Raw genomic sequence first — 18,192 nt, forward strand, 5'->3', positions numbered from 1 at the left:
TCCTCCCCGAGCACTAGGGAGTTTCTTTTGCCTACGCATTACCCTTGACGCAGGGCCGCGCCGTGCGGTCCGCCATGGAGGAGTGAGATGAGGAGCAGCAACCCGGTCTTCTCGCGACGGGGGTTCAGCCGCGACGCCGGCTACGCGGGCTTCAACGCGCAGCAGCCGCAGGCCGGGGGCCCCGCCGTCGGAACCAACCCGTACGCCACCGGCGCCCCGCAGGCCGAAGGCGCGGCGAACCCGTACGCGACCAACCCGTACGCCCCCCAGGACGTTCAGCTCGGAGCCCCGCAGCAGGCCCGCGGCAACGTGATGACGATCGACGACGTCGTGAGCCGTACGGCCATGACGCTCGGCACGGTCGTGCTCACCGCCGTCCTGTCCTGGCTGCTGCTCCCGGTCGACCCGGCGAACCTCGGCAAGTCCTACGGCATCGCCATCGGCGCCGCCCTGGTCGCCCTGGTGCTGTCGCTGGTGCAGTCCTTCAAGCGCAAGCCGTCCCCGGCGCTGATCCTGGGATACGCCGCCTTCGAGGGCGTCTTCCTCGGGGTGATCTCCGCCGCCGTCTCGACGTACATCGCCGACGGCGTGGTCATCCAGGCGGTCCTGGGCACGATGGCGGTCTTCGCCGGCGTGCTCATCGCCTACAAGCTCGGCTGGATCCGGGTCAACCGGCGCTTCGTCGGCTTCGTGATGGCCGCCGCGATGGGCTTCATGCTCCTCATGGTGGTCAACCTGCTGTTCGCCGTCTTCGGCGGCGGTGACGGCCTCGGCTTCCGCAGCGGTGGCCTCGGCATCCTCTTCGGTGTCATCGGCGTCATCCTCGGCGCCTGCTTCCTCGCCCTCGACTTCAAGCAGGTCGAGGACGGCGTGACCTACGGCGCGCCGCGCGAGGAGGCCTGGCTGGCCGCCTTCGGTCTCACCATGACCCTGGTGTGGATCTACCTGGAGATGCTGCGTCTGCTGTCGATCCTCCAGGGCGACGACTGACGTACCCCCTGACGCGGGGAAGGGCCCGTCCGGCTTCGTGCCGGGCGGGCCCTCTCGCGTGCGGAGCCACCCGGGGCGGCCGGGCTCAGAGCAGTCTGCGGGCCGCGCGGCGCAGGTCGTACTCGTGGATGATCGCCTTCGCGTGGCCGTACGTCAGCTCGTGCTCCCCCCGGAGCCAGCTGACGCGCTCCTCGAACCGGACGAGGGAGGGCCCCGCCTCGACGGTGCGCATCCAGTCGGCGATCTCGCGACCGGTGCGGCGCGGGATGCGCGCCAGCAGGTTGCGGTGGGTCTCCTCGGAGAAAGTCTGGGACATCGGCGCCTCCGGACGCTTCGTACCGTGTACTTCTCGTATTCCTTCCCGCCACCGTGCCGAAGCCTCGGGCCGTTGGCAAGGGCGCCGGGCGGGCGCGTAGGGTCGCGGCGTGCGCGATACGAGTGAACTGACCACCGCCGTCGAGCGGTTCGCCGACCGGCTGCGGGCGGCCCCGCATAGCCGGCTCCAGCGGGGCGCGGCGGCCGAAGGCCTGGCCCTGGCCAGGGAGTTGGCGGCGCGCGCCCAGCGCGCGGAGAACCCGGATCGGGAGCCGCGGACCATGCCGGACGCGGGCCTCTTCGCGGTGGGCGACCAGCTCGCCGTCGCCGGGAACGATCTGGCCGAGATCCTGCGGACGGCCCCGGCCGGCTCCCCTGAGGGTGAGCTGGACGAGGCCGTGGGTTTGGTGCGGGAGGCGGCGGCGCGCGCGGGGCTGTAGGGGGCTACAGGGACGCGATCACGCGGTCGGCGAGGATGTAGACGTTCTCCTCGTCCGTGTCGCCGTACGAGAAGGTCAGGGCGAAGGCGCCCGAGACGCCCGAGCCGCCGAGCAGGACCGGGGTGCGGCCGGAGCGCAGGGCCTCGGCCAGGCGCTCCGCGGTCTCGCGGTGGCCCGGGGTCATACAGAGCGTGGTGCCGTCCGCGAAGACGTACACGTCGAGCGTGCCGAGCGGACCCGGGCGCACGTCGGTGAGCGCGGTACGGGTGTCCGCGAGCTCCTCCAGGCGGGCCACCGTCCGCTCGTGGTCCGTCACGACCGGCGTCTGGACCGGCACGAAGTCCGGGTGCGAGGGGTGGCGGCGGCGGGCCGCGGCCAGCTCCGCCGTGTCCTCCGGGTACTCGGGGTACTCCGTGTAGTCGTCGAAGGCGTCCAGGGGGTCCGGGCCGTCCAGCGCGGCGGCCTCCGCCTCCATGGCCTCCAGGGCCATCGCCTCCAGGCCCACGAAGTCGGCCTGGCGCGGGACGAAGAAGGTCCCGTCGTCGGCCGTGCCGCCCAGACCGCCCAGCAGGGACGGGGCGTCGGCGGCGTCGCGGGCCTCCTGCGCGGCCCAGAAGGCGCGCGCCTCGGCCAGCTCGCGCTCGCGCTCCTCGGCCAGCGCCTCGGTGACCGCGGCCCGTATCTCGGCGGCGGGCGTGGCGCGCGCCGCCGGGACCGTGCCGCCGTGGCCCGCGGCCAGCTCGCCCCGGAGGGCGGTGACCTCCTTGCGGAGCCCGCGGACGGCATGCAGGGCAGCAGCGCCCACGGCCGTGGCAGCGGCCGTGGTCAGCAGCAGGGCAAGAGACATGGCGCTCACTGACGTACTCCCGATTCCGAGTCGATCCCCCGACTTCCTACATCAGCTTGTCCCGGGGTGGTGCCCGCTGTCAGTGCATTACGTCACGAATTGGACAGGTATTTCTGCCAGGTGTTTGGTCCCGAAACCGCTCTGACCTGGGAAAACGAACTCCCCCGGGATATAGGTCACATCCTGGGGGAGATTCGGTCACGGCTGGGACGCGGTGCGGTTGACGCACTCGGCGTGTGGAGACGTGGGGGGCGCGCGCCCCGGGGCTAGCTCAGGCGCTCGATGACCATGGCCATGCCCTGGCCGCCGCCGACGCACATGGTCTCCAGGCCGAACTGCTTGTCGTGGAACTGGAGGCTGTTGATCAGGGTGCCGGTGATGCGGGCGCCGGTCATGCCGAAGGGGTGGCCGACGGCGATGGCGCCGCCGTTGACGTTCACCTTGTCCAGGTCCAGGCCCAGGTCCTGGTAGGACGGGATGACCTGGGCGGCGAAGGCCTCGTTGATCTCGGCGAGGTCGATGTCGCCGATGGTCAGGCCGGCGCGCTTCAGGGCCTGCTTCGAGGCCTCGACCGGGCCGAGGCCCATGATCTCGGGGGAGAGGCCGGAGACGCCCGTGGAGACGATCCGGGCCAGCGGGGTCAGGCCGAGCTCGCGGGCCTTGGTGTCCGACATGATCACGAGCGCGGCGGCGCCGTCGTTCAGCGGGCAGCAGTTGGCGGCGGTGACCAGGCCGTCGGGGCGGAAGACCGGCTTCAGGCCCTGGACGCCCTCCAGGGTGACGCCGGCGCGCGGGCCGTCGTCCGTCGACACGACCGTGCCGTCGGGCAGCGTCACCGGGGTGATCTCGCGCTCCCAGAAGCCGTTCTTGATGGCCTGCTCGGCGAGGTTCTGCGAGCGGACGCCGAACTCGTCCATCTCCTGGCGGCTGATGCCCTTCCAGCGGGCCAGGTTCTCCGCGGTCTGGCCCATCGCGATGTACGCGTCGGGGACGACGCCGTCCTCGCGCGGGTCGTGCCAGGCCGAGCCCTCGGAGGCGGCGACCTCGGCGGTGCGGGCCTCGGCCTCGGCGAAGTAGGGGTTGTGCGTGTCGGGCAGGGAGTCCGAGTTGCCCTTCACGAAGCGGGACACCATCTCGACGCCCGCCGAGACGAAGACGTCGCCCTCGCCCGCCTTGATCGCGTGCAGCGCCATGCGGGAGGTCTGGAGCGAGGAGGAGCAGTAGCGGGTGACCGTGCAGCCCGGCAGGTGGTCCATGCCCATCTGCACGGCGACGATCCGGCCCAGGTTGTTGCCCTGCTCGCCGCCGGGGAGGCCGCAGCCGAGCATCAGGTCGTCGATGTCGCGCGGGTCCAGCTCGGGCACCTTGGCCAGGGCGGCCTGGACGATGGTCGCGGTGAGGTCGTCCGGCCGCAGGTCCTTCAGGGAGCCCTTGAAGGCCCGGCCGATGGGCGAGCGGGCGGTCGAGACGATCACGGCTTCGGGCATCACGGCTCCATGAGGGTGCGGAGTGGGCGGACTGAGAGGGAAGTTACCCGTACGTACCGCTGGGGTCACGGCCGCCGGTATGTGATGCGGACCTCTTTTCTAAGCGAGCGCTCATTCGGGCCGCGCGGCGCCGCACCCCCGCCGGGCCGTTGTGGGCGGCCCTCGCCGGCCCCGCTGCGGGCAGGCGTTCCGCCGGGGCGTTATGGGCCCGCGCCCCCGCCGGTCCCGGTTGTGGGCCCGTGCCCGCGCCGGTCCCGTTGTGGGCAGGCGTTCCGCAAGGGGCGGAACGGGTGGGCACAACGGACCAGCGCCCTGCCGGCGCCAGAGGCTCCTGGGCCTGACCCGCACCACCAGGGTGCCGCCACTCGCGGTGCGGGTCCAGGCCCGGAACGCGGAGGCGCCGCGAGAGGGCGCCGTCCCGTGTGCCCACCCGTCCCGCCCAGCGGGACGATTGCCCACACGGCAGTGGGGACGGGCCCCGCCGAGGGGCGCGGGCCCCACACGGGCGTGGGCGACGGCCCGCCGAGGGTGCGGCCCCACACGGGTCGGGGCCCACGCCCGCGCGGGGTCACGGCTGCGTCGCGTCCTCCGGGGTAGGCGTGTCCGCCGTGGGAAGGCGCCGCCGCCGGCGGTGCTTCAGGAGGGCCCACGGCGCCCGCGCCCCCGTGACCTCCGTGCCCGCCTCCCGTACCGCCTCCGCCGCCGCCTTCGCCACCGGCAGGATGTCCTCGCGCCGGGCCGGCTCCAGCCGGTCCGTCTCCGGCCAGACGCCCAGCGCGGCGCAGACCGTCGGCAGCATCGCCATCGCCGCCGTCGCGTACCCCTCCGCCGAGGGGTGGAAGTTGTCCGCCCCGAACATCTCGCGCGGGTTCGCCGCGAACTCGGGGCCCAGCAGGTCGCCCACGGACACCGTCCGGCCGCCCTGCTCGACCACCACGATCGTCTGCGCCGCCGCCAGCTGCCGCGAGGCCCGCCGGGCCAGCCAGCGCAGCGGCTGGTAGACCGGCTCGATCGTGCCGAGGTCCGGGCAGGTGCCGACCACCACCTCCGCGCCCGCGGTCCGCAGCCGCCGGACGGCTGCGGCGAGCAGCCGCACCGATTCCGTGGCGGGCAGCCGGTGCGTCACGTCGTTCGCGCCGATCATGACCACGCACACGTCCGGCGGCCCGAGCGGTTGCGCGAGCAGCAGCGAGACCTGCCGCTCCAGGTCGTCCGAGCGGGCCCCGGAGAGCGCCACGTTCCGCAGCACGACCGGCCGCTCGGCCACCGCGGCGAGCCCCGAGGCGAGCAGCGCGCCCGGTGTCTGGCCCGCGCGGCGCACCCCCTGGCCCGCCGCGGTGGAATCACCCAGAAGGGCCAGCCGCAGGGGGTCGTCCGTGCCGAAGGCACGGCCGTAGAGGCCGTCCGCCACCGGTGGCAGCGGCGCCGGGGCTCCGTAGACCGTGCGCTTGGCGAGCTGCGCCTCGGCGAGGAGGACCCCCACCGCCGCCACCCCGATCAGGCCGATGCTCCCGCCGCCGTACGCCGCACCCGCCGCGATCCGCCGCGCCACCCTCGCCCTCGACATGGGGCCGTCACCTCCTTCAAGCCGTTCAGGGTCTAACTGCCCCGTAACCCGCTCCGACTACGCATACGCTGGCTCCACCATTACGGAGACCCCGGAGATTACGGTGCAATTCCACGACTCGATGATCAGCCTCGTCGGCAACACCCCGCTGGTGAAGCTCAACAACGTCACAGCGGGCATTCAGGCGACCGTTCTGGCCAAGGTCGAGTACTTCAACCCCGGCGGCTCGGTCAAGGACCGGATCGCCGTGCGCATGATCGAGGCGGCCGAGCAGAGCGGTGAGCTCAAGCCCGGCGGAACCATCGTCGAGCCCACGTCCGGGAACACCGGCGTCGGCCTGGCGATCGTGGCCCAGCAGAAGGGCTACAAGTGCATCTTCGTCTGCCCGGACAAGGTGTCGCTCGACAAGATCAACGTGCTGCGGGCCTACGGGGCGGAGGTCGTGGTCTGCCCCACGGCGGTCGACCCCGAGCACCCCGACTCGTACTACAACGTCTCGGACCGGCTCGTCCGCGAGACGCCGGGCGCCTGGAAGCCCGACCAGTACTCGAACCCGAACAACCCGCGCTCGCACTTCGAGACGACCGGTCCCGAGCTCTGGGAGCAGACGGACGGGAAGATCACCCACTTCGTCGCGGGCGTCGGCACCGGCGGCACGATCTCCGGCACCGGCAACTACCTCAAGAAGGCCAGTGACGGGCGGGTGAAGGTCATCGGCGCGGACCCGGAGGGCTCGGTCTACTCGGGCGGTTCCGGCCGGCCGTACCTGGTCGAGGGCGTCGGCGAGGACTTCTGGCCCACGGCCTACGACCGGAACGTCACGGACCGGATCGTCGCCGTGTCCGACAAGGACTCCTTCCAGATGACCCGCCGCCTCGCCAAGGAGGAGGGCCTCCTGGTCGGCGGCTCCTGCGGCATGGCCGTCGTCGCGGCCCTGGAGGTCGCCCGGGAGCTCGGCCCCGACGACGTCGTCGTGGTGCTGCTGCCGGACTCGGGCCGCGGCTACATGTCCAAGATCTTCAGCGACGAGTGGATGGCCGGCCACGGCTTCCTGGAGGACACCTCCACCGCGACCGTCGCCGACGTCCTGCGCCACAAGGAGGGCGGCCTGCCCTCGCTCGTCCACATGCACCCGGACGAGACGGTCGGCCAGGCGATCGAGGTGCTGCGCGAGTACGGCGTCTCCCAGATGCCCATCGTGAAGCCCGGCGCCGGCCACCCCGACGTCATGGCGGCCGAGGTCGTCGGCTCGGTCGTCGAGCGCGAGCTGCTCGACCACCTCTTCACCAAGAAGGCCTCCCTGGAGGACCCGCTGGAGCACCACATGAGCGCGCCGCTGCCGCAGGTCGGCTCCGGCGAGCCGGTCGCCGACCTGATGAGCGTCCTCGGCGAGTCCGCCGACGCGGCGATCGTCCTGGTCGAGGGCAAGCCGACCGGTGTCGTGAGCCGTCAGGACCTGCTGGCCTTCCTGGCCAACGGCGGCGCGAAGTAGGCGGCCCGCCGGACGTGCGGCAGTTCGCGCAAACGGTACGAGGGCGACACGTACCCGCAGCACCCGCTTAACACGCGTCCGGCACAGTGGGGGTTGTCGGCGTCACGGACCTCCGGAGCGGCTCCCGGGCCTCCACAGACGCCACGGACGCGGCGACCGGCCCTGACCCGGGCCCGTGTCCCTCGCGGGGACCGCCGTCGTCCCGCCCCCCGGTGACGGGGGTGCGGCGGTCCCCGCGCCAAGACCTCGCACGACGCCCTCGGGCCCCCGTTCCCACGGGGGCCCGAGGGCGTTCCGGGCCCGGTCGCCGTCGCCGTCCGGTGCCGCCGGGCCCAGGCGCCGGGCACGCCGTCCGGCCCGCCCCCCAACACCACGCACGCGACGGCCCGTTCGCCGTGCGGGCGGCGCCCTTCGACCAGTAACCTCGGGGCACGGTAGTGGGGGAACGCGGACGGGACCGCTCCCCGGGCCGACGCGGCACACCCCGCCGACGCCCCTCGCCTCCCGGCAGGATCCCGACGGGAATCCCGGAAGGATCCCGACGGGGCTCCGGCGAAAGTCCGGCGGGATCCCGGCCGCCGGAGCGCCCCTCGGCCGTCATGCATATCCTTATGCAGGAGATTCGAGGGTGAATAAGGGGAAGGTGGCGGCATGAGCGACAGCCCGGCCGGCCGGCTGCAGGCGCTCTTCGAGGGGCACCGGCTGACGCCGACGCAGCGGCGGATCGCGCACTGCATGGTGCGCCGCGCCGCCGACGTGCCGTTCCTCTCCAGCGTCGAGCTCGCCGAGCTCGCCGGGGTGAGCCAGCCCTCCGTCACCCGCTTCGCCGTCGCCCTCGGCTTCGACGGCTACCCGGCGCTCCGCAAGCACCTGCGGGAGAGCATGCCCGCCGCCGCCGAGGAGGCCTCCGGCCACAACGAGTACCAGCAGGCCGTCCTCGCCGAGATCGAGAACCTCCGGCACCTCGCCGGACTCCTCGCCGACCCCGCACCCGTCGAGCGGGCCGGACGGCTCCTCGCCGGGTCCCGGCCGCTGCCCGTCCTCGGGCTGCGCGCCGCCTCCTCGCAGGCGCGGGGCTTCGCCTACTTCGCCGCCAAGGTGCACCCGGACGTCCGGCTCCTCGACGAGGGCGGCTCCATGCTCACCGACCGGATCGACGCGGTCGTACGGGCCGGGGCGACGGCCCTGCTCTGCTTCGCGCTGCCCCGGCACCCCCGGGAGGTCGTCGAGGCCCTGGAGTACGCCCGGGCCGCCGGGCTCGCGGTGGTCACCGTCGCCGAGTCGGCCTTCGCGCCCGTCGCCGCGCACAGCGACCTGCTGATCCCGGCCGCCGTCGGCACCGGGCTCGCCTTCGACACGGCCTGCGCGCCGATGCTCCTCGGCCGGGTCCTCCTGGAGGCCATGGCCGACGAACTCCCCGACGCGCAGGCGCGCCTGGAGGAGTTCGACACGAAGGCGGCGGCCCGGGGCCTGTTCGTCGAATAGGCCCCGCGCGCCGCTCCGGCTCAGACGTCCAGCTCGGCCTCGATCTTCTTCAGCTTGTGGCGGGCCATCGCCAGGTTGGCCCGCTCCTTGTCGAGCGCCAGGTAGAGGAAGAGGCCGTCGGTGCCGCGCCCCCTCAGCAGCCGGATCAGGTGGTACTGGGTGCCGAGGGTGATGAGGATGTCCTCGATGTCCTCCTTCAGGCCCAGCATCTCCATCGTCCGGAGCTTGGCCCGCACCACGTCGGTGTTGCCCGCCGCGGCCATGTTCAGGTCGAGCTCCTTGCCGCCGCCGATGGTGCCGAGCGCCATGCCGCTGGTGTAGTCGACGAGGGCCGCGCCGAGCGCGCCCTCGATCTGGGCCGCTTCCTTGAGGGAGGTCTCGGTGTTCGCCATGGTGTCGTTTCTTCCTTCTCGCTACTGATCGGACGGATTCAGTTCAGGTCTCTGCGTTCCAGCGCGCCGTCGACGAGTTCGCCTATCCGGGTGCTGGACCTGCGGGCCTCCAGATGGAGCCGCCCCACGTTGATCCGGGGTTCGGCGAGCAGCGTCAGGACGGCCGAGCCGCCCGCCGCGTACGTCGCCACATAGCCGTTCTCGCCGCGCACGAGCAGTTCGCGGAAGCGGCCCTGGCCGGTGGACTCGGCCAGTCGCTGTCCGACGCCGAGCGCCGCCGCGGTCAGCGCGGCCACGCTCTCGGCCTCGCCGTCCACCGTGTCGTGGGCGAGCACCAGGCCGTCGGCGCTGGCCGCCAGGGCCCCGGTGAGCTGCGGCAGTCGCGCGCGCAGCCGTCTCAGCTCGCCGAGGACCTCGGCTTCTGCCGTCATGAGCTGTCTCCTCTCGGCGCGCATGCGCAGGGCACGCCTCATCACAGGTGTGCCTCCAGGGCGTCACGGAGCCGGCGCAGCAGGGCGATGTCGGGATCGGCCACCGGCAGGGCGGCCGATAACGGGGGCGGTGGGGGGCCGGGGTCGGGTTCGGGGGCGAGCGGCGTCTCGACGAGTCCGGCCGCGGCGAGGCGCCGCACGTCGAGGAGCGTGTGGAAGGCGGGCCGGCCGAGCAGCCGGGCCAGCTCCGCCGGGGTCAGCTCCCCGTCGGCCGCGGCGAGCAGCGCGCGCTGGCGGGCGCCCACGGTCTGGCCGGGGGCGGCGGGGCGGGGCACGACCGGGGCGGTGTCCACGGCGGAGTACGGCCAGACGGCGTCGAGGAGTTCGCGGCGGCGCACGGTCTCGCGCTCCACGGCCTCGGCGGACACCGGCCGCACCGTCCCGAACCAGTGCCCGACCCCGTAGCGGAAGCGGGTCGGGCCGCTGGTGGGGGAGAGGGCGAAGAAGGCGGCGTCGAAGACGGCGCCGAGGTGGCAGATCTCCAGCTCGCCGTCGTGCAGCCGGCCGCTGTCGACGAGGAAGCGGCCGACCGCGCGGTGCGCCCCGGCCCGGTCGACGGCCTCGTCCCAGCCCTCGCGGGGCAGCCGGCCGCCGGTGGTGAGGAGGACGTCGACGCCGGGGGCGGCGGGGGACTCGGCGTGCACGACCCGGCCCTCGACGAGGTAGAGGGTGCCGTGGTCGCGCAGCAGGGCGCCGGTGGCCTTCTCGGCCGCGAGCCGGACCAGCATCGGGGAGACGGCCGCGCGGCTCATCCGAGGACCAGCCGTTCGGCGAGGTCGCGCAGGCGCAACCGGGCGAGGGCGAGGTTTCCGGCGTCGCGGTCGAGCCAGAGATGGAGGAAGACGCTGCTGTCGAAGGCGGTCTGGACGAAGCGGAGGACGTGATAGCCGGAGCGGGTGGTGACGATCAGGTCCTCGACGGGCGGGCCCTCGCTGTCCCCCTCCGTCGTGAAAGAGTCGAACTCGGCGGCGGAGCGGGCGATTTCGGCGGTCTCGGCGGCTGTGGTCTCGTGGTCGCCGACCGGCGAGGCACCCGCCGTCCCGAGAGCGAGGCCGCTGGTCCAGTCGACCAGGGAGGCGCCCCGGGCCCCCGGCAGGGCCATGGCCTCCAGAAGGCACTCGTCGATTCCGGGCACGCGGATTCCCCTCCCGATGCGGCGTGCGAACGTGCGGCAGTGACGGTGACGCTACTGAACGTTCGCGTCCGGGGGAGGCGTTCTGGCATTTTCCATCGGAACATGCCGCTGTATGACGAGAATTGATCCGGACCAGTCCGGATCAGCCGCGTGACTCCACGGTCCGCGCGATGTCGGCCAGGTCCTTCGTGAGCGCCTTCGCGACCGCCTTCGCCCCGAAGCGGGCGAGCAGCCGGGCGGCGAACCCCGCGCTCCGGCCGCCGGCGGGCCGGGCGGAGAAGGCCATCCGCAGCGTGGTGGCCCCGGCGCCGTCGGGCGTCAGGGTGAGCTCGGAGACGTAGTGCATGCCGTGCGAGTCGGCCACCGTGACGTAGCGGTCGGGCGGCTCGCACTCGGTCACGGTCATCTCCTCCGTCGCCTCCTTGCCCAGCATCCGCCGGGTCTCGCGCCAGCGCGTGCCGACGGCGAAGCCGCCCTCGGTGAGCACCTCCACCCGGTCGACGCCGGAGAGGACCCGGGGCATGTCCCGCAGGTCGGTGATCGCCTCCCAGACCCGCCCGGGGGAGGCGTCGACCCGGCGCTCGACCACGACGGAGGTGGTGTCCGTACCCGTTCCAGTCATGGCTTCATCGAAACCGGGCCGCCGCGCCCGCGCTACCGGAACGCCCCGGAGAGCTGCCCGACCAGCGCGTCCGCCCGGGCCCCGCCCGCCTCGGCGACGATCTCGTCGAGCGTCTGCGCCCCGCGCACGGCCGTGAAGGACACCGCCCCGTCCCCGTCCACCGTGAAGCCGTGGACCGCGGGCCGGGGCAGGCTGTTGTACGCGTAGTGGTGGGCGAAGTAGTACGCGCCGGTGTCCGGCACCGCCACCACGTCCCCGGGGCGCAGCAGCGGCAGCTCCCGGCCCGTGGCGAGCAGGTCCCCGGCGAAGCAGGCGGGGCCCGCCACGTCCTGGACGGTGAGGTCCCCGGTGCGGGGCCGTCCCTCGGCGTCGTACGCGAGGACGCGCAGCGGCCAGGAGCCGGGGGCGTAGACCGTGCGGGTGGCCAGCTGCACGCCCGCGTGGGTGACGGCGATCGGGCGGCCGCCGGAGGTCTTGGTGTACTCCACCCGGGCGAGGACCGTGCCGTGCTTGGCCAGCAGGGAGCGTCCGAACTCGGTGACGAGCCCGTAGCGGCCGTCGAGGAGCCCGGGGACGGTGGCGGCGAGCAGCCGGGCGTACTCCGCGTAGGTCGGCGTCTCCTCGTCGGAGGAGAAGTTCACCGGCAGGCCGCCGCCGATGTCGACGGTGTCGATCTGCTGCCGTCCGGCCTCCCGGTTGATCTCCTCGGCGAGCGCGTAGGTCTCCCCGACGCCCTCGGCCATCAGCGCGAGGGGGACGCCCTGGGAGCCGGTGTGGGTGTGCAGCCGGGTCAGCCAGGGCCGCTCCAGGAAGGCCCGCACGACGGCCTTGCGGGCGCCCTCGTCGCGGAGCGCCACGCCGAACTTGGAGGTGGCGGTCGCGGTCGAGAGCGCGCCGATGGAACCGGCTCCGACCTGCGGGTTCACCCGGAGTCCGAGCGGTGAGGCGGTGGGCGCGGCGGCGACGAGCGCGTCCAGGCGGGCCAGCTCCTGGAGGTTGTCGGCGTTCACGGCGATCCCGAGCGCGAGGGCCTGGCGGAGCTCGGCGGGGGTCTTGGCGGGGGAGTCGAGGACCGTGCGGGCGGGCGGGATCCCCGCGGCCCGGGCGAGGGCCAGCTCGCCGGGGCTCGCGACCTCGACGCCGAGCCCCGCCTCGTGCAGGAGGCGCAGGACGGGGACGAGCGGGGTGGCCTTCACGGCGAAGGCGTGCAGCACGGGCGCGTCGGTGACCGCGGCGAAAGCGCTGGTCAGGGCGGCGGCGGAGGCGTGGACGCCGGCCGTGTCGAGCAGGGCGACGACGGGTTCGGCGGGGGAGAGGAGTCCTTGATCGACGGTGGCTCGGACGGCGAGATCGCGACGGGAGGAGGCCATGCGGCCCATCCTCGTCCATGGCGTGGCCGGGACGCCCTGTTGACTACAACTATTCAGGAAGACAAGATGTGAATATCTGAACGACATTCGAGGAGGCACCGCCATGTCAGGACCCCGCCCCGTGCGAGCAGCCCGCGGTACGGAACTGAGCGCCCTGGGATGGCAGCAGGAAGCCGCCCTCCGGATGCTCCAGAACAACCTCGACCCCGAGGTCGCCGAGCACCCCGACAAGCTCGTCGTCTACGGCGGCACCGGCAAGGCCGCCCGCGACTGGCGCTCCTTCGACGCCATGGTCCGCACCCTGCGCACCCTCAAGCAGGACGAGACGATGCTCGTCCAGTCCGGCCGCCCCGTCGGCGTCATGCAGACCCACGAGTGGGCCCCGCGCGTCCTCCTCGCCAACTCCAACCTGGTCGGCGACTGGGCCAACTGGGAGGAGTTCCGCCGCCTGGAGCAGCTCGGCCTCACCATGTACGGCCAGATGACCGCCGGCTCCTGGATCTACATCGGCACCCAGGGCATCCTCCAGGGCACCTACGAGACCTTCGCCGCCGTCGCCGCCAAGAAGTTCGGCGGCACCCTGGCCGGCACCATCACCCTCACCGCCGGCCTCGGCGGCATGGGCGGCGCCCAGCCCCTCGCCGTGACCATGAACGACGGCGTCGCGATCTGCGTCGACGTCGACCCGCGCGCCATCGAGCGCCGCATCGAGCACCGCTACCTGGACGTCAAGGCCGACGACCTCGCCCACGCCCTCCAGCTCGCCGTCGAGGCCCGCGACGCCCGCCGCCCGCTCTCCATCGGCCTCCTCGGCAACGCCGCCGAGCTGCTCCCGCGGATGCTCGCCGAGGGCGCCCCGATCGACATCGTGACCGACCAGACCTCCGCCCACGACCCGCTCGCGTACCTCCCCGTCGGCGTCGCCTTCGAGGACATGGCCGACGCCGCCGCGAAGGACCCGGCCGGCTTCACCCAGCGCTCCCGCGAGTCCATGGCCAAGCACGTCGAGGCCATGGTCGGCTTCATGGACGCCGGCGCCGAGGTCTTCGACTACGGCAACTCGATCCGGGGCGAGGCCCAGCTGGCCGGCTACGACCGCGCCTTCGCCTTCCCCGGCTTCGTCCCCGCCTACATCCGCCCGCTGTTCTGCGAGGGCAAGGGCCCCTTCCGCTGGGCCGCCCTCTCCGGCGAGGCCTCGGACATCCACAAGACCGACAAGGCGATCCTCGACCTCTTCCCGGAGAACGAGTCCCTGCACCGCTGGATCAAGATGGCCGGCGAGCGCGTCCACTTCCAGGGCCTGCCCGCCCGCATCTGCTGGCTCGGCCAGGGCGAGCGCGACAAGGCGGGCGACATGTTCAACGACATGGTCGCCGACGGCACCCTCGCCGCGCCCCTCGCGATCGGCCGTGACCACCTCGACTGCGGCTCGGTGGCCTCCCCGTACCGCGAGACCGAGGCCATGCTCGACGGCTCCGACGCCATCGCGGACTGGCCGCTGCTGAACGCCATGGTCAACGTCGCCTCCGGCGCCTCCTGGGTCTCCCTCCACCACGGCGGCGGCGTCGGCATGGGCCGCTCGATCCACGCAGGCCAGGTCTCCGTCGCGGACGGCACGAAGCTCGCGGGCGAGAAGATCCGCCGCGTGCTCACCAACGACCCCGGCATGGGCGTCATCCGCCACGTCGACGCGGGCTACGACATCGCCGAGCGCGTCGCCGACGAGAAGGGCGTCCGCGTCCCGATGCGCGAGGGCGACCAGGCCGCCGAGGGTGACTCCGCGTGAGTGCCACCTTCCACGCCATGTGGCGGTCGTTGCGGCCCATCGGCCGCGACGCCGCCTCCGGCGGCTACCGCCGCTACGCCTGGACCGGGGCCGACGCCGACTGCCGGCTGTGGTTCCGGATGCAGGCCGAGGCCCGCCGCCTGGACGTCGAGACCGACCGCAACGGCAACCAGTGGGCCTGGCTCGGCGACCCCACCGCGGGCGACGCCGTCGTCACCGGCTCCCACCTGGACTCCGTCCCCGACGGCGGCGCCTTCGACGGCCCCCTCGGCGTCGTGTCCGCCTTCGCCGCCCTCGACGAGCTCCGCGCCCGCGGCGCCTCCTTCCGGCGGCCCCTCGCCATCGTCAACTTCGGCGACGAGGAGGGAGCCCGCTTCGGCCTGGCCTGCGTCGGCTCCCGCCTCACCGCCGGACGGCTGACGAAGGAAGCCGCGTACGAGCTCCGCGACGCCGACGGGATCACCCTCCCGCGGGCCATGGAGGCCGCCGGGTACGACCCGGAGACGATCGGCCCCGACCCCGAGCGGCTCGCCCGCATCGGCGCGTTCGTCGAGCTCCACGTCGAGCAGGGCCGCGCCCTGGACCTCTCCGGGGACGCCGTCGGCATCGCCTCCGCCATCTGGCCGCACGGCCGCTGGCGGTACGACTTCGCCGGCGAGGCCAACCACGCGGGTACCACCCGGCTCGTCGACCGCCGCGACCCGATGCTCACCTACGCCGAGACCGTCCTCGCCGCCCGCCGCGAGGCCGAACTCGCGGGCGCCGTCGCCACCTTCGGCAAGATCGCGGTCGAGCCCAACGGCGTCAACGCCATCCCGTCCATGGTCCGCGGCTGGCTCGACGCCCGCGCCGCCGACCAGGGCTCCCTGGACAAGGTCGTCGCGGGGGTCGAGACGGCGGCGCGCGAGTACGCCGAGCGCCACGGCATCGACCTCGCCGTCGTCCAGGAGTCCTACACCCCGGTCGTCGACTTCTCGCACGCCCTGCGCGACGAGCTCTCCCGGATCCTCGGCACCTCGGGCGAGGTCCCGGTCCTCGGCACCGGAGCGGGACACGACGCGGGCATCCTGTCCGAGTCGATCCCGACCGCCATGCTGTTCGTACGCAACCCCACCGGGGTCTCGCACTCCCCGGCCGAGACCGCGGCCGAGGACGACTGCGTGGCCGGGGTCCTCGCACTCGCCGACGTACTGGAGGAGCTGGCGTGCCGCTGACGACGTACTGGCTGGAACACGCCTGGCTCGACACGAACGTCGAGCCGGGCACGGCCCTCGACGTGTCCGCCGACGGCCGCATCGTGGCCGTCCGCACCGGGGTGGAGACGCCCCCGCCGGGCGCCGTCGTCCTGCGCGGCCTGACGATCCCCGGACTCGCCAACGCCCACTCGCACGCCTTCCACCGCGCGCTGCGCGGCACCGTCCAGGTCGGCTCCGGCACCTTCTGGACCTGGCGCGAGATCATGTACACCGTCGCCCAGCGCCTCACCCCCGACAGCTACTTCACCCTCGCCCGCGCGGTGTACGCCGAGATGGCGCTCGCGGGCGTCACCGCCGTCGGCGAGTTCCACTACCTGCACCACGCGCCCGGCGGCGACCGCTACGACGACCCCAACGCCATGGGCGAGGCGCTGATCGCGGCGGCCGGCGAGGCGGGCATCCGCATCACCCTCCTCGACACCGCGTACCTCTCCTCCGGCTTCGGCGCCGCGCCCGAGCGGCACCAGCTCCGCTTCACCGACGGCACCGCCGAGCGGTGGGCCGAGCGCGTCTCGGCGCTCAAGGAGAGCGACACCGTACGGATCGGCGCCGCGATCCACTCCGTCCGCGCCGTCCCCGCCGACCAGCTGTCCACCGTGGCCCGCTGGGCCCAGGACCGTCAGGCCCCGCTGCACGTCCACCTCTCCGAGCAGACCGCGGAGAACGAGGCCTGCCTCGCGGCCCACGGCATGACCCCGACGCGGCTCCTCGCGGAGCACGGCGTCCTCGGCCCGCGCACCACGGGCGTCCACAACACCCACCTGACGGACGAGGACATCGCGCTCATCGGCGGGTCCGCCACCGGCACCTGCATGTGCCCGACGACCGAACGGGACCTCGCGGACGGCATCGGCCCCGCCGTCGCCCTCCAGCGCGCCGGCTCGCCGCTCTCCCTGGGCAGCGACAGCCACGCCGTCGTCGACCTCCTCGAAGAGGCGCGGGCGATGGAGCTGAACGAGCGCCTGCGGACCCGCACCCGGGGCCACTGGACGGCCGCCGCGCTCCTGCGCGCGGCCACCGCCGACGGCCACGCGGCCCTCGGCCGGCCCGACGCGGGCGTCCTGGAGCCGGGCGCCCCGGCCGACTTCGCCACGATCACCCTGGACTCGGTCCGCACCGCGGGCCCGGCGGCGCGCCTGGGAGCGGAGACGGCGGTCTTCGCGGCGACGGCGGCGGACGTGCGCCACGTGGTGGTGGGCGGCCGGACCGTCGTGCGGGACGGCGCCCACGTCTCCGTACCGGACACCGGCGAGGCGCTCGCGACCGCGATCGCCGCGCTCAGAAGCTGAGCCGCACCCGCCCGCACCGCCCGCCCCTCCACGGAAGAGCACCATGACGACGACGCTCATCACGAACATCGGCAGCCTGGTCACCAACGACCCCGGCCTCGGCGCGGGACCCCTCGGCCTGATCACGGACGCCGCCCTCGTCCTGGATGGCGGCACGGTCGCCTGGGCGGGCCCCGCCGCCCAGGCCCCGGCCGCCGACACCGCCACCGACGCAGCCGGACGGGCCGTCGTCCCCGGCTTCGTCGACTCCCACTCCCACCTCGTCTTCGCGGGCGACCGCACCGCCGAGTTCAACGCCCGCATGTCGGGGCAGCCCTACCGGGCGGGCGGCATCCGCACGACCGTCGCCGCGACGCGCGCGGCGAGCGACGCCGAGCTGTCCGCCAACGTCGCCCGCTACATGTGGGAGGCGCTGCGCCAGGGCACCACCACCTTCGAGACCAAGTCCGGCTACGGCCTCACCGTCGAGGACGAGGCCCGCGCCCTGCGCATCGCCGCCGAGCACACCGACGAGGTCACCTACCTCGGCGCGCACATCGTCTCCCCGGACTACGCCGACGACCCCGCCGGATACGTGGACCTGGTCACCGGCCCGATGCTGGACGCCTGTGCCCCGTACGCCCGCTGGGTCGACGTCTTCTGCGAGAAGGGCGCCTTCGACGGCGACCAGGCCCGCGCGATCCTGACGGCCGGCCAGGCGAAGGGCCTCCAGGCCCGGGTCCACGCCAACCAGCTCTCGTACGGCCCCGGCGTCCAGCTCGCCGTCGAACTGGACGCGGCGAGCGCCGACCACTGCACCCACCTCACCGACGCCGACGTCGACGCCCTCGCGCAGGGAAACACGGTCGCGACCCTGCTGCCCGGCGCCGAGTTCTCCACCCGGGCCACCTGGCCGGACGCCCGCAGGCTGATCGACGCGGGCGTCACCGTCGCCCTGTCCACGGACTGCAACCCGGGCTCCTCGTTCACCTCCTCGATGTCCTTCTGCGTCGCCCTCGCCGTCCGCGACATGCTGATGACCCCGGACGAGGCCCTCTGGTCCGCCACCGCGGGCGGCGCCGCCGCCCTGCGCCGCACCGACGTGGGCCGCCTGAGCACCGGCGCCCGCGCCGACCTCGTCGTCCTGGACGCGCCCTCGCACGTCCACCTGGCCTACCGCCCCGGCGTCCCCCTGATCGCCGAGGTCTGGCGCAAGGGCGTACGGGTGGTCTGAGGGACCCTCAGCTCC

18 protein-coding genes are annotated in these 18,192 nt (G+C 73.6%); 8 read left to right on the top strand and 10 right to left on the bottom strand.

Annotated features, from left to right (window positions below):
- The first annotated feature begins 87 nt into the window (after positions 1–87).
- Positions 88–990, top strand: coding sequence for a Bax inhibitor-1/YccA family protein (locus ACFYXU_RS35285; protein WP_329853347.1), 903 nt, complete (start codon positions 88–90; stop codon positions 988–990).
- Between the two features lie 85 nt (positions 991–1,075).
- Here the strand turns inward: ACFYXU_RS35285 and ACFYXU_RS35290 are convergent, their stop codons facing one another.
- Positions 1,076–1,306: a DUF4287 domain-containing protein gene (locus ACFYXU_RS35290; protein WP_329853348.1), complete on the bottom strand. Its 231-nt coding sequence runs from the start codon at positions 1,304–1,306 to the stop codon at positions 1,076–1,078.
- A 109-nt stretch (positions 1,307–1,415) separates the two neighbouring features.
- Here ACFYXU_RS35290 and ACFYXU_RS35295 point away from each other — a divergent pair, with 109 nt between their 5' ends.
- Positions 1,416–1,745, top strand: a complete 330-nt coding sequence (locus ACFYXU_RS35295; protein ID WP_329853350.1) for a hypothetical protein — start codon at positions 1,416–1,418, stop codon at positions 1,743–1,745.
- Positions 1,746–1,749: 4 nt separating this feature from the next.
- Here ACFYXU_RS35295 and ACFYXU_RS35300 read toward each other — a convergent pair whose 3' ends face one another.
- The 3 genes from ACFYXU_RS35300 to ACFYXU_RS35310 form a co-directional block, all read right to left on the bottom strand.
- Positions 1,750–2,601, bottom strand: coding sequence for a hypothetical protein (locus ACFYXU_RS35300; protein ID WP_376514362.1), 852 nt, complete (start codon positions 2,599–2,601; stop codon positions 1,750–1,752).
- 257 nt (positions 2,602–2,858) lie between these two features.
- Positions 2,859–4,079, bottom strand: a complete 1,221-nt coding sequence (locus ACFYXU_RS35305) for an acetyl-CoA C-acetyltransferase (protein WP_329853352.1) — start codon at positions 4,077–4,079, stop codon at positions 2,859–2,861.
- A 568-nt stretch (positions 4,080–4,647) separates the two neighbouring features.
- Positions 4,648–5,646 carry an SGNH/GDSL hydrolase family protein gene (locus ACFYXU_RS35310; RefSeq protein ID WP_361394965.1) on the bottom strand — a complete coding sequence of 333 codons (999 nt, stop codon included), beginning with the start codon at positions 5,644–5,646 and terminating at the stop codon, positions 4,648–4,650.
- Positions 5,647–5,749: 103 nt separating this feature from the next.
- On the opposite strand from ACFYXU_RS35310, the gene ACFYXU_RS35315 reads away from it, so the two are divergent.
- Both ACFYXU_RS35315 and ACFYXU_RS35320 read left to right on the top strand, forming a co-directional pair.
- A complete protein-coding gene (locus ACFYXU_RS35315; protein WP_329853354.1) occupies positions 5,750–7,138 on the top strand; it encodes a cystathionine beta-synthase in 1,389 nt (462 codons plus the stop codon).
- A 651-nt stretch (positions 7,139–7,789) separates the two neighbouring features.
- The gene (locus ACFYXU_RS35320; protein WP_329853355.1) at positions 7,790–8,623 is read left to right on the top strand and encodes a MurR/RpiR family transcriptional regulator; all 834 of its coding nucleotides are present in this window, start codon (positions 7,790–7,792) and stop codon (positions 8,621–8,623) included.
- Between the two features lie 20 nt (positions 8,624–8,643).
- Here the strand turns inward: ACFYXU_RS35320 and ACFYXU_RS35325 are convergent, their stop codons facing one another.
- The 6 genes from ACFYXU_RS35325 to ACFYXU_RS35350 all read right to left on the bottom strand — a co-directional run bounded on the left by ACFYXU_RS35325 (position 8,644) and on the right by ACFYXU_RS35350 (position 12,642).
- Positions 8,644–9,015: a hypothetical protein gene (locus tag ACFYXU_RS35325; protein ID WP_361394970.1), complete on the bottom strand. Its 372-nt coding sequence runs from the start codon at positions 9,013–9,015 to the stop codon at positions 8,644–8,646.
- 38 nt (positions 9,016–9,053) lie between these two features.
- Complete coding sequence (locus ACFYXU_RS35330) at positions 9,054–9,446, bottom strand: roadblock/LC7 domain-containing protein (RefSeq protein ID WP_361394973.1); 393 nt, start codon at positions 9,444–9,446, stop codon at positions 9,054–9,056.
- Between the two features lie 41 nt (positions 9,447–9,487).
- Positions 9,488–10,258: a transcriptional regulator gene (locus tag ACFYXU_RS35335; protein WP_361394976.1), complete on the bottom strand. Its 771-nt coding sequence runs from the start codon at positions 10,256–10,258 to the stop codon at positions 9,488–9,490.
- Positions 10,255–10,641 (bottom strand): hypothetical protein, encoded by a 387-nt coding sequence (locus tag ACFYXU_RS35340; protein ID WP_329853360.1) that lies wholly within the window; start codon positions 10,639–10,641, stop codon positions 10,255–10,257. The genes ACFYXU_RS35335 and ACFYXU_RS35340 overlap by 4 nt, the downstream gene beginning before the upstream one ends.
- 142 nt (positions 10,642–10,783) lie before the next feature.
- The gene (locus ACFYXU_RS35345; RefSeq protein ID WP_329853361.1) at positions 10,784–11,263 is read right to left on the bottom strand and encodes an SRPBCC family protein; all 480 of its coding nucleotides are present in this window, start codon (positions 11,261–11,263) and stop codon (positions 10,784–10,786) included.
- 32 nt (positions 11,264–11,295) lie between these two features.
- Positions 11,296–12,642 carry a diaminopimelate decarboxylase gene (locus ACFYXU_RS35350; RefSeq protein ID WP_376514945.1) on the bottom strand — a complete coding sequence of 449 codons (1,347 nt, stop codon included), beginning with the start codon at positions 12,640–12,642 and terminating at the stop codon, positions 11,296–11,298.
- A 94-nt stretch (positions 12,643–12,736) separates the two neighbouring features.
- Here ACFYXU_RS35350 and hutU point away from each other — a divergent pair, with 94 nt between their 5' ends.
- From hutU to hutI, 4 genes are read left to right on the top strand one after another with little or no spacing between them, the layout of a single operon-like run.
- A complete protein-coding gene (gene hutU / locus ACFYXU_RS35355; RefSeq protein WP_376514943.1) occupies positions 12,737–14,419 on the top strand; it encodes a urocanate hydratase in 1,683 nt (560 codons plus the stop codon).
- 17 nt (positions 14,420–14,436) lie between these two features.
- Entirely contained in the window at positions 14,437–15,633 is a 1,197-nt protein-coding gene (locus ACFYXU_RS35360) for an allantoate amidohydrolase (RefSeq protein WP_329853412.1), read from the top strand.
- A complete protein-coding gene (locus ACFYXU_RS35365; RefSeq protein WP_389461665.1) occupies positions 15,624–16,964 on the top strand; it encodes a formimidoylglutamate deiminase in 1,341 nt (446 codons plus the stop codon). The genes ACFYXU_RS35360 and ACFYXU_RS35365 overlap by 10 nt, the downstream gene beginning before the upstream one ends.
- A gap of 43 nt (positions 16,965–17,007) precedes the next feature.
- Complete coding sequence (gene hutI, locus ACFYXU_RS35370) at positions 17,008–18,177, top strand: imidazolonepropionase (RefSeq protein WP_361394990.1); 1,170 nt, start codon at positions 17,008–17,010, stop codon at positions 18,175–18,177.
- Positions 18,178–18,192: the final 15 nt, after the last annotated feature.

The organism is Streptomyces sp. NPDC002232 (assembly GCF_042890295.1).
GTDB lineage: Bacteria > Actinomycetota > Actinomycetes > Streptomycetales > Streptomycetaceae > Streptomyces.